12 protein-coding genes are annotated in these 16113 nt (G+C 50.4%); 5 read left to right on the plus strand and 7 right to left on the minus strand.

The genetic code is table 11. The features are described from left to right. Nucleotide 1: 1 nt before the first annotated feature. Nucleotides 2–1027 carry a Holliday junction branch migration DNA helicase RuvB gene (ruvB, locus tag V2I46_09320; GenBank protein MEE4177696.1) on the minus strand — a complete coding sequence of 342 codons (1026 nt, stop codon included), beginning with the start codon at nt 1025–1027 and terminating at the stop codon, nt 2–4. Nucleotides 1028–1154: 127 nt separating this feature from the next. On the opposite strand from ruvB, the gene V2I46_09325 reads away from it, so the two are divergent. After that, nucleotides 1155–2144: an acyltransferase gene (locus V2I46_09325; protein MEE4177697.1), complete on the plus strand. Its 990-nt coding sequence runs from the start codon at nt 1155–1157 to the stop codon at nt 2142–2144. Nucleotides 2145–2431: 287 nt separating this feature from the next. Here the strand turns inward: V2I46_09325 and V2I46_09330 are convergent, their stop codons facing one another. The 3 genes from V2I46_09330 to V2I46_09340 all read right to left on the minus strand — a co-directional run bounded on the left by V2I46_09330 (nt 2432) and on the right by V2I46_09340 (nt 5322). Beyond that, nucleotides 2432–2989: a manganese efflux pump gene (locus V2I46_09330; protein MEE4177698.1), complete on the minus strand. Its 558-nt coding sequence runs from the start codon at nt 2987–2989 to the stop codon at nt 2432–2434. A 22-nt stretch (nt 2990–3011) separates the two neighbouring features. Further along, on the minus strand, nt 3012–3467 hold the full coding sequence (locus V2I46_09335; protein MEE4177699.1) for a GAF domain-containing protein: 456 nt from the start codon (nt 3465–3467) through the stop codon (nt 3012–3014). Between the two features lie 478 nt (nt 3468–3945). Then, nucleotides 3946–5322, minus strand: a complete 1377-nt coding sequence (locus V2I46_09340) for a tryptophanase (GenBank protein MEE4177700.1) — start codon at nt 5320–5322, stop codon at nt 3946–3948. 349 nt (nt 5323–5671) lie between these two features. Between V2I46_09340 and V2I46_09345 the strand changes: the two genes are divergently transcribed. After that, on the plus strand, nt 5672–6250 hold the full coding sequence (locus tag V2I46_09345) for a 1-acyl-sn-glycerol-3-phosphate acyltransferase (GenBank protein MEE4177701.1): 579 nt from the start codon (nt 5672–5674) through the stop codon (nt 6248–6250). Here V2I46_09345 and V2I46_09350 read toward each other — a convergent pair. Both V2I46_09350 and meaB read right to left on the minus strand, forming a co-directional pair. Then, entirely contained in the window at nt 6247–7119 is an 873-nt protein-coding gene (locus V2I46_09350) for a hypothetical protein (protein ID MEE4177702.1), read from the minus strand. The two genes, V2I46_09345 and V2I46_09350, sit on opposite strands and share 4 nt — an antisense overlap. A 6-nt stretch (nt 7120–7125) precedes the next feature. Continuing rightward, the gene (gene meaB / locus V2I46_09355) at nt 7126–8259 is read right to left on the minus strand and encodes a methylmalonyl Co-A mutase-associated GTPase MeaB (GenBank protein ID MEE4177703.1); all 1134 of its coding nucleotides are present in this window, start codon (nt 8257–8259) and stop codon (nt 7126–7128) included. A 184-nt stretch (nt 8260–8443) separates the two neighbouring features. On the opposite strand from meaB, the gene V2I46_09360 reads away from it, so the two are divergent. The 3 genes from V2I46_09360 to V2I46_09370 all read left to right on the plus strand — a co-directional run bounded on the left by V2I46_09360 (nt 8444) and on the right by V2I46_09370 (nt 13135). Next, nucleotides 8444–9790 carry a hypothetical protein gene (locus V2I46_09360; GenBank protein MEE4177704.1) on the plus strand — a complete coding sequence of 449 codons (1347 nt, stop codon included), beginning with the start codon at nt 8444–8446 and terminating at the stop codon, nt 9788–9790. A gap of 336 nt (nt 9791–10126) precedes the next feature. Then, nucleotides 10127–12529: a penicillin acylase family protein gene (locus tag V2I46_09365; GenBank protein ID MEE4177705.1), complete on the plus strand. Its 2403-nt coding sequence runs from the start codon at nt 10127–10129 to the stop codon at nt 12527–12529. A 12-nt stretch (nt 12530–12541) separates the two neighbouring features. Continuing rightward, the gene (locus V2I46_09370) at nt 12542–13135 is read left to right on the plus strand and encodes a hypothetical protein (GenBank protein MEE4177706.1); all 594 of its coding nucleotides are present in this window, start codon (nt 12542–12544) and stop codon (nt 13133–13135) included. A 177-nt stretch (nt 13136–13312) separates the two neighbouring features. Here the strand turns inward: V2I46_09370 and fdhF are convergent, their stop codons facing one another. Next, nucleotides 13313–16039, minus strand: coding sequence for a formate dehydrogenase subunit alpha (gene fdhF, locus V2I46_09375; GenBank protein MEE4177707.1), 2727 nt, complete (start codon nt 16037–16039; stop codon nt 13313–13315). Between the last annotated feature and the right edge of the window lie 74 nt (nt 16040–16113).

The following is a 16113-nucleotide window of genomic DNA, read 5'->3' on the forward strand; positions in this document are numbered from 1 at the left end:
CTTAGTCGAACAATGTGCCTGAGCCCATGGATTTTACACGTCCAAGGTGCTGATAAGCAAGGGCAGTGGCCTCACGCCCGCGCGGCGTGCGCATGATGTAACCTTCCTGGATCAGGTAAGGCTCATACACTTCTTCTATCGTGCCTGCATCTTCGCCCACGGCAGTGGCCACGTTGTTCAGGCCCACCGGTCCCCCCTTAAACTTGTCGATTATGGTGGTCAGGATTTTATTGTCCATTTCGTCCAGGCCGTATTTGTCTACATTGAGGGCATTCAGGCCATAAAGGGATATCTCCATATCGATGCTGCCGTTGCCTTTTACCTGGGCGAAGTCACGTACCCTTCGCAAGAGGGCGTTGGCAATACGGGGGGTGCCGCGGCTGCGTCCAGCAATTTCGCGGGCTGCATCATCGGTGATGGCTACCCGCAGGATACCTGCCGAACGCTTGACGATATGGGTCAGCAACTTGGCATCATAATAATTCAAGCGCGAATTGATGCCAAAACGGGCTCGCAGAGGCGATGTCAGCAGCCCCGAACGCGTAGTGGCGCCAATCAGTGTAAAAGGATTCAGATTGATCTGCACGCTCCGGGCGTTGGGCCCCGTTTCGATCATGATGTCAATCTTAAAATCTTCCATTGCTGAGTAGAGGTACTCTTCCACCACCGAACTCAGGCGGTGGATCTCATCAATGAACAGCACGTCATGGGGTTCGAGATTGGTCAGCAAGCCTGCCAGATCGCCCGGCTTGTCAAGCACCGGACCCGAGGTAACCTTAATGCCTACTCCCATTTCGTTGGCAATGATGTGGGCAAGTGTAGTCTTTCCCAGGCCGGGAGGGCCGTGCAGCAACACATGGTCGAGGGCCTCTTCGCGCTTTCGGGCAGCGCCAACAAATACCTTCAGGTTCTCTACCACCCCGTGCTGACCCGTAAAACTTGAAAAACTCCCCGGTCGAAGGGCATTCTCAAATTCCTTTTCAGCAGGCGTTAAATGACTCCCATCGGGGTCGAGGTTGACGTTCATAATTCTTTTCTTTTCTGGCGGGGGACAGCTGCAAATTTAATGATTTAATTGCTCGCTCCCCAGGCTTTGATTTTCACCATTTTTTTAATATCCTTTTTTCTTACCTTTATCCTTATAATCATTTCATATGAGCTACGCCTCCCTGATTGAAAGTATTTTTTCCCTGGGTGAAAAGGGTGACTTCGAAGCCCTGGCCCTGGACGTCTTTCGCCATCAGTATTTTCATAATGAGGTGTATCGCGACTTCTGCGATGCCCTGCGCACTGAACCCACGGAAGTCAAAGCCCTGGCAGACATTCCTTTCCTCCCGGTGTCGTTCTTTCAAAAGCACCGCGTGGTTTCTTTCGTGGACAATGAAGAACATCTCTTTGTAAGCTCGGGAACCACCGGGAGCATTCCCTCCAGGCATTATGTGTTCGATACCGGGGTTTATGAGGAAAGCTTCCTGCGGGGGTTCAGGCGAGTTTATGGCGAGCCTTCCGATTATTGCATCCTGGCCCTTCTCCCTGGCTATCTGGAACGCAGTGGTTCGTCGCTGGTGTATATGGCCGACCGCCTCATCGAATTAAGCGGTAACCCCCATAGCGGATTTTATCTTCATCATCTGAACATGCTGGCCGAAAAGCTGCAGTGGCTTTACAACAAGGGCCACCGCATCCTGCTGCTGGGCGTCACCTTTGCCTTGCTCGACCTGGCCGAACATTACCCGATGCCAGTCCCCAAGGCCATTATCATGGAAACCGGGGGGATGAAAGGCCGGCGTAAAGAATTGGTACGCGAAGAACTTCACCAGATATTGAAAGAGGCTTTTGGCGTCAGCGCCATCCATTCCGAATATGGGATGACGGAATTGTTTTCACAGGCATATTCCACTGGTGACGGACTTTTTGAATGCCCACCCTGGATGAAGGTGCTGATCCGCGACACCAACGACCCATTGAGCCTGATGCCCGAAGGGCGCACCGGCGGCATCAATGTAATCGACCTGGCTAATTTCTATACCTGCAGTTTCCTCGCCACCCAGGATTTGGGAAAAATTCACCCCGGCGGCTCCTTTGAGGTGCTCGGCCGCTTCGACCACAGCGACATCCGTGGATGCAACCTGATGGTGGAGTAGAGATGAGAAGTGAGAGAACCAATGGCTTGGGATAGGGGGTTTGGGGCTTAGAAAATTACTTTTTGATTTATGAATAACGATTAACGAATTTTGATTTATGATTTTTCTATAATCCTTTTTGGATCAGGATTATTTTCTTTCCGAAAGGGAAAAATAATACGCTTTGACAAGCGACAATCTATTAGAATAATCTATTTCCCTGGATTTATGAAATACCATCAGGTTTTCCCTTTTCGGGGAAGACAAACCAGGGCTTAATCCGTGGAATCCGTAAAAATCCGTGTAATCTAAAAGATGAACTCCATCAGAAACCTGAATCCTGCAATGATGAGGAATGCCCCGCCAAAGATGGTGACGCGTTTGGCAAAGGGCATGCCCATCTGATGGCCGCGGACCATCCCAAAGAAGGTGAAGAAAAACACGGTAATGGCAACCAGTGCGGCTGCCTTGAAGATGGGGGCCGACATGATGCCCAGCACCAGGCCTGCCAATAAAGCATTCATGCCTGAAGCCACCGACAGGGCAAAGATCACTCGCCGGTTGTTAATGTCGAACACCTTGGTCTCAGGCCGTTTACGCATCGCCTCCATGATCATTTTTACCCCGATGATCATCAGGATGATGAACGAAGACCAGCCTTCTATTCCCGCTACGGTGTAATGTGCCCATTTCCCAAGGTAAAACCCTGCATAGCTGAGGATGAAATGGCTCAGGGCAAAGGCCAGGGATGTCCTTAAGGGCACACCGGGCAGCACCTGACCCGATATTGAACTGTTGGCTATAGCCAGCCCGAAACAGTTCATGGCCAGCCCCAGGGCTATGATAAAAAGAATTAGCAGGTCCAAAACAATATGATTAAATGGTTTCTCAGAGCAAACTTACCATTTTTTCCAGCCATATCCGATCGGTCTCGTCAAAAGCGTTGAAATCACGGCTGTCAACATCGAGCACGCCTTCAATGGTGCCATCGGCGCGGTATACCGGGACCACAATCTCGCTGTTCGAACGGCTGTCGCAGGCAATGTGCCCCGGAAACTGGTGCACGTCGGGCACGATGATGCTCTGCCCCTGGTTGATGCCTGCCCAGCAAACCCCAGTATCCTTGGCCAGTAACTGGCAGGCTACCGGACCCTGGTAGGGCCCCACGATAAGCTTACCCTCATCGAGCAGGTAAAAACCTGTCCAGAAAAAGTGATCCATCTTATGGCTCAGCAAGGCAGCAAGGGTAGCCATTCGCGAGAGGCGGTTTCCTGGCTTAGCAAGCAAGCCCTGCAATTGCTCGTACAAACGCTGGTAACGCCCGTCTTTTCGATCAGTATTCATAGGCTTGACGATTATTTATTACTGAAACTTTTGTTCTTCGTCTAATCAAAACAAATTTTTCCGGTCTTTGTTTTGATGGCTTTTTTGCTTTTCAGGGGAAATGACTTTTTCCCAGCATTGACATGTTTCCTTCATAGTTAATACGGAGTTAATACGGTTTAAACCGTATTAACTCCGTATTAACTCCGTATTAACCCCGAATATAGTCTGAATTTATTAAGGCTTTTTCTGGATCAAGATAGCACAAGCTGAACTATTAAAGAATTTTAAATCAATACCTTATGGCTGAATAAGTGGATCAATTTGCCAGTGATTTGGTTAATGCGTTGCTTCAGGGGTTTTCACGGGAAATAGTCCCAAAAAAAGTGAAGAGCCGGGCTTATGAAATAAAAAAAGGCCTTTTTCAGCAGAGGAAGGCCTTTTTTAGCGTTAAACCGGCAAAGGCTGAACCCTGGCTGGTTATTTTTCTGATCCGGGATTAAGCTTTTTCCAGACCAACGGTGAAGTGGCGCATAATGGGGGCCTCCGAAACGATGCGATAGCCCTTACGGATGCTGTCGCGGCGGTCGTAGATGTTTTTCAGGCAGGCAGCCACATACTCCATGTGGTTATTGGTATAGGCCCTGCGGGGGATGGCCAGCCTGAGCAGTTCGAGCGCCGGGAAACGGTTTTCGCGGGTCACGGGGTCGCGGTCGGCCATCAGGGTGCCGATTTCAACGCCACGGACGCCTCCTTCCAGATAAAGCTCCACGGCCAGGGTTTGCGCCTGGAACTCTTCGCGGGCCACGTGGGGCAGGAACTTCATGGCGTCAACAAACACGGCATGGCCACCTGTGGGCTGCTGGATGGGGATGCCATATTCCATGAGCTTTTGGCCCAGGTAGGCCACCTGTCCAATGCGTGATTCGAGGTAATCGAATTCGGTGCCTTCCTTCAGGCCTTGTGCCAGGGCGCCCAGGTCACGGCCCGCCAGTCCGCCATAGGTCAGGTAGCCTTCAAACATAATGTTGAAGGTGCTGGCCTTGTCGAACAAAGCCTTGTCGCGCAGGGCGATAAAGCCCCCAATATTGACGATGGCGTCTTTCTTGCTGCTCATGGTGGCGCCATCCACATATGAGAACATTTCGCCCACGATTTCACGGATGGTTTTGTTTTCATAACCTTTTTCGCGGACCTTGATGAAATAGGCATTCTCAGCAAAGCGGGCCGCATCAAAGAAAACAGGGATCCCGTAGCGGCGACAAAGGGCCGACACCTCGCGGATGTTTTCCATGCTTACGGGCTGACCGCCTGAGGTATTGCAGGTCACGGTGATCAGGCAAAGAGGGATTTTTTCCCCGGGGTTTTTTTTAAAAACCTTTTCCAGTTTTTCCAGGTCAATGTTTCCCTTAAAGGGATGGATAAGGGTGGTGTCCTGGGCTTCGTCAATGGTGCAGTCGACCGCAATGGCCTGACGAAATTCGATATGGCCTTTGGTGGTGTCGAAATGGGCATTGCCGGGCACCAGATCGCCTGATTTGATCATGGCCGAGAACAATACATTTTCAGCCGCACGCCCTTGGTGAGTGGGCAGGAAATAAGGCATCCCCAACAAAGACTCGATGGTGTCCTTCAACTTGAAATACGACAGGGAGCCTGCATAACTTTCATCGCCCAGCATGATCTCCGACCACTGCATATGGCTCATGGCGCCTGTGCCTGAATCGGTCAGCAGGTCGATGAAAACCTGGTCGCTGCGCAGGTTAAACAGGTTGTATCGGGCCTGACGGATCCAATCTTCCCGCTCAGGGCGGGTGCTGCGCTTGATGGGTTCAACAACTTTAATCTTATAGGGTTCTGCAAAAGGTAATTCCATGATAGAATTTTTTTGAATGATGAAATCAAAAGCAAATAAAAAAAACCTAAAAGCCTGGAGGGCTTCAGGATGCTTAGCGCTGGTATCCGTCGCGGCGCTTGATGTTGAGGTAAACCTGCTTTATGTTAGGCAAGGTGGTCATCATTTTTTGCGGAGAGCTCCGTTGCAAAAATAAGGATTTTTACTTTCCGGAAAAAATGTTGCAGCGCAGGGCTTTGTCCTGGTATGGATTTTCAGGGAGGTAAGGAGGGCAAATCGAATTCTCGTATCTTTGTAAATGGTTTTCAGGTAGGATGCACGGATATTTCTCTCCGGGTGCGTTCTGAAAGAACCCTAAAAAAACAAGGCAATGAGTTGGTTAGCAGGTTTTATTTTAAAAATATTTGGCTGGAAGATCGAAGCCGATGATATAAGACAGATCAAAAAGGGTGTTATCGTTATGGCCCCTCATACCAGTTACTGGGATTTCCCTATTGGTCGTCTTGCCCTCCTGGAGCGGAGGATCAGCATTAAGACCATGATCAAGAAGGAGATGTTTAGTTTTCCGCTGGGTTTGGTATTAAGGTTCTTTGGAGGGATTCCGGTGGACCGGAGCAACAGCCAGAAGATTGTTAAATCGATCACTGATCAGTTTAAAAAGGAAGAAGACTTTTTGTTGCTGATCGCCCCCGAGGGCACGCGAAAACTCAATAAGCGCTGGAAGAAAGGATTTTATTTTATTGCCCAGACGGCTGGAGTGCCCATCATCCTTGGTTTTCTCGATTACAGCAAAAAAGTGGCAGGTCTTGGGCCCGTCATTTTCCCTTCGGGCGACTATGAGGAAGATCTGAAAAAGATCGAGCAATTTTATATGGATAAGGTGGCCTTGCATCCCGAGCAGTTCAACCTTTCGGCTATGTATCACAAGGAGAGTAAGGACAAGGCTTAGCGGGCACCAGCGGCTAGCCCTGCCAGGCTAAAGCGAAGGAATATGGTGTGCTGCAGCAGGAATTTATCATTCTCGCCCAGGTTGATACGGCTGTAATTGGCGCTGTAACCCGCCCACAAAGCAAAACTTTCATTCACATCCATTTTAAGTCCCAGGGTGGCAAATCCGCCAAACCCGATGCCATAGTCCCGGATCTGGTAATAAGTGTTGGAAGGGTTGCGGATGGAGAGGGTCTGTGAGTGAACCCTGATGCGGTTCTCCTTCATTTTAGTATCGGTGATGCTTACCCCTGTTTCAAGGAAAGGATGCAGGTAGGAGGACCTGGAAAGAAAGGTATATTGAAAACTGAAACGCAGGTCGAGGCGCTCCTCCGTACCCCAGATATCATAGAGTTCAATGTTGTCGCCTTCGATAAAAACCACCCGTGCAATTTCGAGGGTAAATTTGTCCTGGGCCTTCAGTTTGGCATAATTGAATTCGGCCATCAGCGAGGCTTTAGGGCTAAAGCCAATGCTCCCGAAAAAGCCCAGCATCACAGCGGGTTTGTAGCTCATCTCCATGGGTAGTCCGTGGAGCTGAAAGTCATATCCAATGTCCTGCCGGATGCGGTTATAATTGTAGGTCATATTGATGATACTCTCCACGCTGTTCTCACCGGTGCCGTTGTAATAATTTGCGGTGCCCGCATTGGCGATGTAAAACCCCATTGTCATCCCGTAATCGAAGTGCAATGTCCTGCCGTTGGCAGCTTCCGGAGGATCTTCATCCAATGCTGGGCTTATGTCCTGTGCAGCCAGGGGAGTGCTTGCGATTCCCCAAAGGAAGATCAGGAAAAACCAAAGGGACGAAGGTTTAACAGGCGCTTTCATGGTCTGTCAGATATTTTCTGGAGGTGGTTCCTGTCCGGTATGGCTGAAATATGCCTTGAGGAGGTTTCCGGCAGCCTGGAAGGAGGTCAGTTGGTTCTCATCGAGGGCGGACTCCATATTGGGCATCAGGGTGTTGACCCTTTGGTTTTGGTAAAAGCTGGCAATGAGGGCCTGGTTGATGGTTTCGAGCATGCTGAATTTTTTCTGGTGGGCTCGTTTCCTGGTGAAACTTCCATTGCTTTTCAGCAGGGCATCGTGCTCGAGAATCATTTCCCAAATCTTATCTATTCCGGTTTTGTAGAAGGCTGAGCAAAGCTCAACCCTTGGAGTCCAACCGGTTTGCGGGGGCGGGAACAGGTGAAGGGCGTTTTCATACTGTACTTTAGCGGACCTGGCTTTGTTGAGGTTATCGCCGTCGGCCTTGTTGATGGCCATGCCATCGCACATTTCTATGATGCCGCGTTTGATGCCCTGTAGTTCATCGCCGGCACCGGCAAGCATCAAAAGCAAAAAGAAATCGACCATGGAATGTACGGTGGTTTCCGACTGGCCTACGCCCACGGTTTCGATGAGTACGATGTTGAACCCTGCCGCTTCACAAAGAATGATGATTTCGCGGGTCTTTCGGGCGACGCCCCCGAGGGAGCCTGCCGAAGGCGAAGGCCGTACAAAGGCGTTCTCATCCACGGCGAGTTGTTCCATACGGGTCTTGTCGCCCAGGATGCTGCCCTTGGAGATCTCGCTGGAAGGGTCGACGGCAAGGACGGCGATCTTATTTCCCTGTGCGGTAAGGAAGGTGCCAAAAGCTTCGATAAAAGTACTCTTACCCACGCCGGGCACCCCGGTGATGCCAATGCGGAGGGAGTTGCCCGAATAGGGGATGCATTTTTCAATGATCTGCTGGGCCAGCTCAAAGTCGCGCGGCAGTGAGCTTTCGATCAGGGTGATGGCCTTGCTGAGCAATACCCGGTCGCCACCAAGGATCCCCTGCACATAGTCGTCAATGGCTATTTTCCGGGGTTTGCGGGCCTTAAAGGCAAGTACAGCAGCCTCGTTGATATTGGGCGGCTGTTCAATGCCTGCATTGACCTTCAGGGCAGAACTTTCCTGGAGCTTCTTTTCTTTCTTTTCTTTAGCCATGATCGGGTATAGCGGTAAAACACAAAGTTAGCCTGAATTCTTATGATAGACAAACCCCGATTGGGGCAAAAAAGTTTTCCTGCAGGCAAAGGAGTAATAGATGATTTTTGGTTTAATATTTTTTGGTAAATTGCAAACATAAATCCGGAACGGCTGTTTTTCTCTTGTTAAATCTTTCCAAGCTATGAAAAAGAACTTTTTTACGGGCTTTGTGGGCCTGTTGATTGTATTGTCAATGATAACGGGGTCCCGTCAGGCACAGGCCTGGTCTGAGCATCCCCTGATCATTTATCCCATTTTGAAGAATATGCCCGTGGTGGCCAACGCGCCTGAGGTGGAGGTAAAAAGCCTGCTGACCTTCCTGCTTGAGGAAGAAGAAGGGCTTGCCCGCCTGCTGGGGGAACAGGAAGCTTGGTCGAGGGCAAATTTTGAAGCCTATGCAGCGCGGCCTGGCGAGCTAGCCTTTGCGGCTACCGGAAATGCTGAGGATATCCTGCAGCGTTTCTTTTATGCCATTCGCATCAACCCCAACGCGAAAATGGCTCTGTATCAACACCTTCCTCCAGGCGTCGATGGCGGCGGCCGTGAGCCCATCAGCCCCTATGAACTGACTACCCTCGACAAGCTTACCGAGATGCTGCAAACCACTTACCTGAAATTAAATGAAGGCGAGATGATTGCCCCCATCCTGGTGTTGGCTTCAGCCAATAACGAGCCCGATTATGGTTTTGACCTGGGTTTGTTTGAGGATAACAATACCTATTATGGCAAGGTGTATGGCTTTGGCGAGCAGACCTTTGGCAATCCCAATCTGCCTTATGGTTCGCAGGCGCCTTTTCATATGGGCTTTTACCACGAATCGAAAATCGTATTTGCGGCGGCCCCCTTTCTGAAGCGTACCTATGTGGAATACCGCATTCACCTGTATAAGACCCTTGCCTCCTATGCCTTCAGCGTTGGACAGGACTACTGGGGTTATCGTTTTATGGGCTGGGCCATGCATTATCTCAGCGACCTGAGCATGCCATACCATTCATCCGTATTGCCCGGGGTGAGTACACTACGGATGATATGGATTAACCTGAAATCCATGCTTGGCCTTCCCAGGGCCTACGATAATGCAGTGCAACTGGTATCGAACCGGCATACCGTTTATGAGCAGTTTCAGTGGCTGGTCCTCCGTGGTGCTTATGAATCGGGAAACTGGGAGCACCCCTTTTTCAAGGCTCTTGAAAACCCTGTGGAAGAACAGGCTTATTACGATTGGTTTCCCCGCGAGGTGGTGGCAAAGGAATCGAAAAAAAGAGGCAAGCCTACTACCAAGGTTATGGAAAAGTCCTTCCCCAAAGTATTGGTATCTGACCCTGCTTTTGAGGTAAGCGGAAGTGATGAACTGGAAAACCTGATTGCTTATATGACTGCTGAAAAAGGCCCTGAAGCGGTGGATGCGATGACTGAGCTCATTGCAGAGCGCTTTTCGGCATACAGTATGCATAACAGGAGTTTTATCAGGGCCATGCTGGGGGAATAGGTTTGGGGTTAGGAGTTTGGGGTTAGGAGTTCGGGGTTAGGAGTTCGGGGTTAGGAGTTTGGGGTTCAAGGTTCAAGGTTCAGGGTTTAAGGTAATTCCTAAATCATAAATCCTTGTTCCTTGTTCTGAGATCAGAAGGTTTGGAATAACAGGGTCCCTTTGAATGATGAACAAGCCTGCCTGCCGCAAGCAGGGATTAACGATTGATGATTTGCAAAGTGAAGGTTTAATGTTCAAGGTTTAAGGTTTGGGTTGTAGGATTGATGGGTTTGGGTTATTGTTTTGAGGCGTGTTGATTGGCTTTCCAATATTATTAACTATAATCATTGTAGGTATATGAAGAAGTTAAAGAAGATCCTGATTGGTATTTTTGTGTTGTTGGGGGTTGTTTTGCTGGCCGGAACACTGGTGGTTCGGCATATCTCCAGGAAGGCCCTGCCCGATTATAACCGTTCTATGACCTTGGAAGGGCTTCGGGATGAGGTGCAGGTGTATCGTGATGAACAGGCCATTCCCCATATTTATGCCAGGAATGAGCACGACCTGTATTTTACAACGGGGTATGTGATGGCACAGGACCGCCTGTGGCAGATGGACCTGCTCAGACGCATCACGATGGGGCGCTTGTCGGAGATTTTTGGAGAAGATATGGCGAATACCGACCTGATCATGCGTGGGCTCCGGATGCCTGAGAAAGCAGCCATGGTGATTGCTGATTCTGATCCGGAGGTGCTCTCAGCCTTTTCTGCCTTTGCCGCGGGAGTGAATCATTTTATGGAAACGCATTCCAAAAAACTGCCGCCCGAGTTTACCATTTTGGGCTATAAGCCCGAGCCCTGGCAACCCATTCATTCGGTGAACCTGATCGGATATATGGCCTGGGATCTTTCCGGGGCCTGGCAGATTGAGGTCACCCTGCACAAGCTGCGTCAGCACCTGGATGAGGAGAAGTTCAATCAATTGCTTCCTGACATGGCCCAGCACCCGAGCTTCGTACATCCAAAATTGATGGAAGAAGAGACAGAAGTCCTTTTCAGCAAACTCGAACCTGCCTCCAGATTGCTTGACCTGGGGCTGGAGGTATTCAGGGCAAGCAATAACTGGGCCGTCAGCGGAGAAAAGAGCATTACAGGGCATCCAATCCTTTCGAACGATATGCACCTGGGATTTAATGCGCCGGGAATCTGGTACCAGATGCACCAGGTGGTGGAAGGCAAGTTGAATGTGACCGGCGTGGTGTTGCCCGGTCAACCCTTTGTGGTGGTGGGGCATAACGACCGTATTGCCTGGGGTATGACAAATGTTTATGTTGATGATGCCGACTTTTACGTGGAGACCCTGGATGAAGAGAATCCTGACCGTTATCTCTATCAGGATGAATGGCACCCTCTTGAGGTCCGGCAGGAAAAAATCGCCGTAAAGGGTGGGGATACGCTGGACCGGGAACTTCGGTTTACCCATCGCGGCCCCATCATTTCTGAGTTCAAGAAAGTAAGCGGACAGGCTATCAGTATGCAGTGGAGCGGAAATCTCCCCAGCAATGAGCTGCGCAGCATCTACCTGTTAAACCACGCACGCAACTGGGAAGACTTTCGCAATGCCCTGCGCACTATGACCTCCGTGAGCCAAAATATCATCTATGCGGATGTGGAAGGCAATATTGGATTGCAGACCGCTGTGGGCATCCCAATCCGCAGGGATGGCAATGGCCTTGACGTGTATCCCGGGCACACCGACCAATACGACTGGATTGGGATTGTCCCTTTCGAAGAAGTACCCTATAGCTTCAACCCCCCGGAAGGCCATTTGTCGTCGGCCAATAACCGTACGGTCGGAGAGGATTATCCATACCACATAGGCTACCAGTATGCCCATCCTTACCGCATCGATCGCATTCGTGAGATGCTCAACGAGAAGGATAAGCTCGGCCCGGAAGATTTTAAGCGTATGCTGGGCGATTTCCAGTCGAAAAAAGTGGAGCGTTTCTTGCCCGACCTTAGGATTATTGTGAGCTTGGAACCCAACCTGAACATCCTTGAGAAAAAAGCGCTGGAATTGCTGGAGCGCTGGGATGGAGTTTTGACTGCTGAAAGCCGGGCAACGGCAGTATTTGAGCAGTTTTACATCACTTTTGTGAAAAACCTGCTGATGGATGAAATGGGGGAAGAACTTTACCAGGAGATTCTTGGCGACCGTTCCTCAATCAACGGAATTGTTGAGCACGTGTGGGATGACCGGCATTCGAGCTGGATAAACAATGTAAATACCAATGCCAACGAAACCTTTGAGGACCTGGTCGTTCAAAGCTTCCGTGAAAGTGTGCAGTGGCTTGAGGAAAACCTCGGGAAAGACCCCTCGCAATGGCAATGGGGCAATATCCACCAGATCACCATCAGCCACCCCATGGGCACGGTTAAACTGCTTGACCGCCTTTTGGGGATGAATAAAGGCCCTTTCCCTGTCGGAGGGAGTTATCATACCGTTGCGCCCTATTCCTATAGCTTCAGGAATCCCTACGGAGTGATCCACGGGGCCTCGCAACGGCATATCTTTCAGCCCGCCAATTGGAGCGAGAACTTTATGATCATCCCTACCGGTACTTCGGGCATCCCTGCCAGCAAGTATTACCTGGACCAGACAGAGCCTTTTCTCAACAATGAATTTTTCACCGTTCCCTGGGAGCGTGAGGAAGTGGAAGTCCGGGCTAGGTATCACGCGGTATATGGTCCAACCCAGTAAAACCATGGAAGAATGAAAAGACAGACCTTTCTTTTCCTTGTGCTTGTGTTCGTGCTGGCACTGCCTGCCTTTTCGCAAGGTGAGCTTATGGAATTTAACCTGAAACGGCAAGAGATAAGCCGCATCGGGATGTGGACCCTGGGTGGCTGGGCTGCCGCTAACTTCGTGGTTGGTGGCATCGGCTGGGCAAAGGGAAGTGGCTCAAACAAATATTTCCACCAGGGAAATGTGCTGTGGAATACGGTCAATGCCGGTATTGCCGGTATGGCCCTCTATTCCCTATACCAGGCAGATGCAGGCAGCCTTGGCTTGTTTGAAAGCATTCAGGAACACTTTGGAATGGAGAAGACCCTGCTGTTTAATGCGGGATTAGATGTGGGCTATATGGTCACGGGATTCTTCCTGCGTGAAAAGGCCAGGAACAGTGTCAAGCATCACGACATGTTCAAAGGCTATGGGAGTGCCCTGATCCTTCAGGGCGCCTTCCTCTTTGCGTTCGACCTGGGCCTGTATTGGGTGCTTAGCCAGCATTCAAAAACCCTGGAAACTCTACTCTCATCCCTCTACGTTAGCCCGCAAGGCCTTGGGATGATTTGGAGGTTTTAAGAAATAAAGTTCGGGGTTTGGGGTTCAAGCCTGCCTGCCGCAGGCAGGGTTCCAGGTTTAAAGTTCCAGGGTTAAGGTTTTGGAAAGCCTTGAAGCACCTTGATTGATTTTAATGAATGCTAAAAAACAACAGGGCCACTCATTTGAACGGCCCTGTTGTTTTGATTGAAATCAGGATCAGAGTTTTTCCAGCCTGACGGCAGAGATTTTGAATGGTGCAATTTTAGAGTAGGGATCTAATTCATCGCGCGTGAGCCTGTTTACCGGTGCTTCGCTGAAATGGAAGGGCATAAAGAGTTCGCCCTGTAACACTTCTTCGCTAACCCTGACGGCCGTTTCAATTTCACCCCGTTGTGAGGTGATTTTAACCATATCTCCCTCGTGGAAGCCGCATCTAACGGCATCATCGGGATGCATCAGCACATAAGCCTCATTGGCGAAGTCGTTCAGCGATTTGTTCCGTCGTGACATGGTGGAGCTATGATACTGATAAAGGATGCGGCCGGTATTGAGTACGAAGGGGTATTTGGCGTTGGCGCGCTCGGTTTGTACTGCATAATCTACCGGATGCAGTTTTCCCAGGCCATTGGGGGTATTGAATTTTTCCATAAACAGGGTGGCCGTTCCCGGATGGTCTTTATCGGGACAGGGCCACTGAATGCCCTGATGCTCCAAACGATCATAAGTGATACCGGCAAAAATGGGAGCTGTCTGGGCGATCTCATCCCAGATGTCGCTTTCGGTTTGGTAATTTCCCAGGGGCTTGCCCATGCGGTCGGCGATTTCGGTGATGATATGCCAGTCCTGACGGGCCTGCCCAGGAGCTTCTACTGCTTTGCGAACCCGCAGCACACGGCGGTCGCTGTTCACAAAGGTTCCTTCCTTTTCGGCAAAGGCAGCTGCAGGAAGGATGACATCCGCCAGCTGGGTCGTTTCAGTAGGGAAGATGTCCTGAACTACAAGGAAATCAAGTTTTTTGATGGCTTCTTCGGTATGGTTAAGGTTGGGGTCGGTGATCATCGGGTTCTCGCCCATGATATACATAGCTTTTACCTTTCCTTCGTAAGCAGCCTGCATGATCTCAACCGTTGAGAGGCCCTTTTCACCATCCAGTTCTTCGAAAGGCACACCCCATATTTTGGCGACCTTGCGACGGTTTTCGGCATCCTCAACAGAGATGTAGCCGGGATAGGTGAAAGGAGAAGTGCCTACATCAGAAACCCCCTGTACGTTGTTTTGTCCGCGGGGAGGGTTCAGGCCGGCACCCACACGGCCGATCTGTCCGGTGATAAGCATTATGTTGATAAGGCAGAACACGTTGTGCGTGCCGGTGACCTGCTGGCTATAGCCCATGCCGGTGGCAATGAGGGGGCGTTTGGCCGTGGCATAAATGCGGGCAGCATCCACCATCAGCCTGGCAGGCACACCGGTAATCTCTTCAACATATTCAGGGGTGTACTTTTCAGTTAGGGCCTTTAGTTCCTCAAAGGCTTTCATCCCACCGTCGACCCGTTTTTCAATAAAGCTTTTGTCGATGAGATCTTCGCTGATGATGACCCGAATCATCCCGTTGAGCAAGGTCACATCGGTGCCCAGTCTGGGTTGCAGCCAGATGAAAGCGTCCTTTACCAGGGGGGTCCATTTGGGGTCAATGATGATCACCTTTGCCCCATTGCGCTGGACGGCGTGCTTGACAAAAGTGGCGGTTACCGGGTGGGTCTCAATCATATTGTTACCGGTGACCAGCATACAATCGCTGTTGGCATAATCCTCGATGGAGTTGCTGCCGGCGCCATCACCCACTGCCCTGAGCATTGCCGTCACGGTGGAGGCGTGGCAGAGTCGGGTGCAGTAATCGACGTTGTTGTTGCCAAACACCATACGCACAAGCTTCATGAAGAGGTAGTTGTCCTCATTGGTGGTCTTGGCAGAGGCATAACCAGCCAAAGCCTTGCGCCCGTACTTTTTCCTGGTTTCCATAAATTTCCGTGCAACCAGATCGAGGGCCTCGTCCCAGGTGGCTTCTACAAAATGTCCATCCTTTTTGATGAGGGGTGTTGTGAGTCGCTCATGATGTTCAATGTAATCGTAACCAAAACGGCCTTTTACGCATAAGCGTCCATAGTTAGGACTGACATCCTCTACCCCCAGACTGCGGACAATTTTTTCATCCTGGACCCATAGTTCAAGCTGGCATCCGACCCCGCAATAAGGGCAGGTGGTGCGTACCTTTTTAATCCCGTTTTCAATGTTGATTTCGCTGCGGTGGGGCTTCTCAACGATGGCACCCGTTGGACACAACTGTATGCACTCGCCGCAACCATCACATTCACTAGCACCCCAGTGCTCAAAGCCTCCGGTGATGTAGCTGATGATTCCGCGGTTGGTAAATGACAAGACGTTCTTTCCCTGCACTTCATCGCAGGCCTTGATGCAACGAAAGCACTTGATGCATTTGGAGGCGTCGTAGCTAAGTACAGGCGAGCTTAAGTCCTCAGGATAGTCCAGCTCTTTCCATATGGATGGAAAGCGGCGGTTTTCCTTTTTGTCGAGCCCATAACGGATCAGCAATTCCCGGAACTCGTCGTAATAGCTTCCATCGTAATCTTCGTTGTGCTCAGCCAGGAGGTAATCGAGCAGATATCTGCGAGCCTCTTCCAGTTCAGGATCGAAGGCAATTACTTCCATGCCATCCTCCACCTTAATGGTGCAGGAGGTAAGCATTCCCCGCATATCCTTTATCTTAACCAGGCAAAGCCGGCAGGCCCCAGTGGGGGTGAGTTTTTTGTGATAACACAGATGGGGTATGGCAACGCCGTTGTCTTTTGCTACCTGCAGCAAGTTGGCCCCTTCAGGCGCCTTGATTTTTTTATTGTCGATGGTTATGGTGACAAGGTTTGGCATAGGTTCGAAGTTTGGGGTTCGCGGTTGAAAGGTTCTTAAGACAATGATAGGTTAAAGAAACAGGGTCAGAAAGC

The sequence above is a fragment of the Bacteroides sp. genome (assembly GCA_036351255.1).
In the GTDB taxonomy this organism is placed as follows: domain Bacteria; phylum Bacteroidota; class Bacteroidia; order Bacteroidales; family UBA7960; genus UBA7960.

Bases quoted from the DNA above. Each gene is read 5' to 3' on its own strand.
- ruvB (MEE4177696.1), bottom strand. From the start codon at position 1,027: ATGAACGTCAACCTCGACCCCGATGGGAGTCATTTAACGCCTGCTGAA.
- V2I46_09325 (MEE4177697.1), top strand. From the start codon at position 1,155: ATGAGCTACGCCTCCCTGATTGAAAGTATTTTTTCCCTGGGTGAAAAG.
- V2I46_09335 (MEE4177699.1), bottom strand. From the start codon at position 3,467: ATGAATACTGATCGAAAAGACGGGCGTTACCAGCGTTTGTACGAGCAA.
- V2I46_09340 (MEE4177700.1), bottom strand. From the start codon at position 5,322: ATGGAATTACCTTTTGCAGAACCCTATAAGATTAAAGTTGTTGAACCC.
- V2I46_09345 (MEE4177701.1), top strand. From the start codon at position 5,672: ATGAGTTGGTTAGCAGGTTTTATTTTAAAAATATTTGGCTGGAAGATC.
- V2I46_09350 (MEE4177702.1), bottom strand. From the start codon at position 7,119: ATGAAAGCGCCTGTTAAACCTTCGTCCCTTTGGTTTTTCCTGATCTTC.
- meaB (MEE4177703.1), bottom strand. From the start codon at position 8,259: ATGGCTAAAGAAAAGAAAGAAAAGAAGCTCCAGGAAAGTTCTGCCCTG.
- V2I46_09360 (MEE4177704.1), top strand. From the start codon at position 8,444: ATGAAAAAGAACTTTTTTACGGGCTTTGTGGGCCTGTTGATTGTATTG.
- V2I46_09365 (MEE4177705.1), top strand. From the start codon at position 10,127: ATGAAGAAGTTAAAGAAGATCCTGATTGGTATTTTTGTGTTGTTGGGG.
- V2I46_09370 (MEE4177706.1), top strand. From the start codon at position 12,542: ATGAAAAGACAGACCTTTCTTTTCCTTGTGCTTGTGTTCGTGCTGGCA.
- fdhF (MEE4177707.1), bottom strand. From the start codon at position 16,039: ATGCCAAACCTTGTCACCATAACCATCGACAATAAAAAAATCAAGGCG.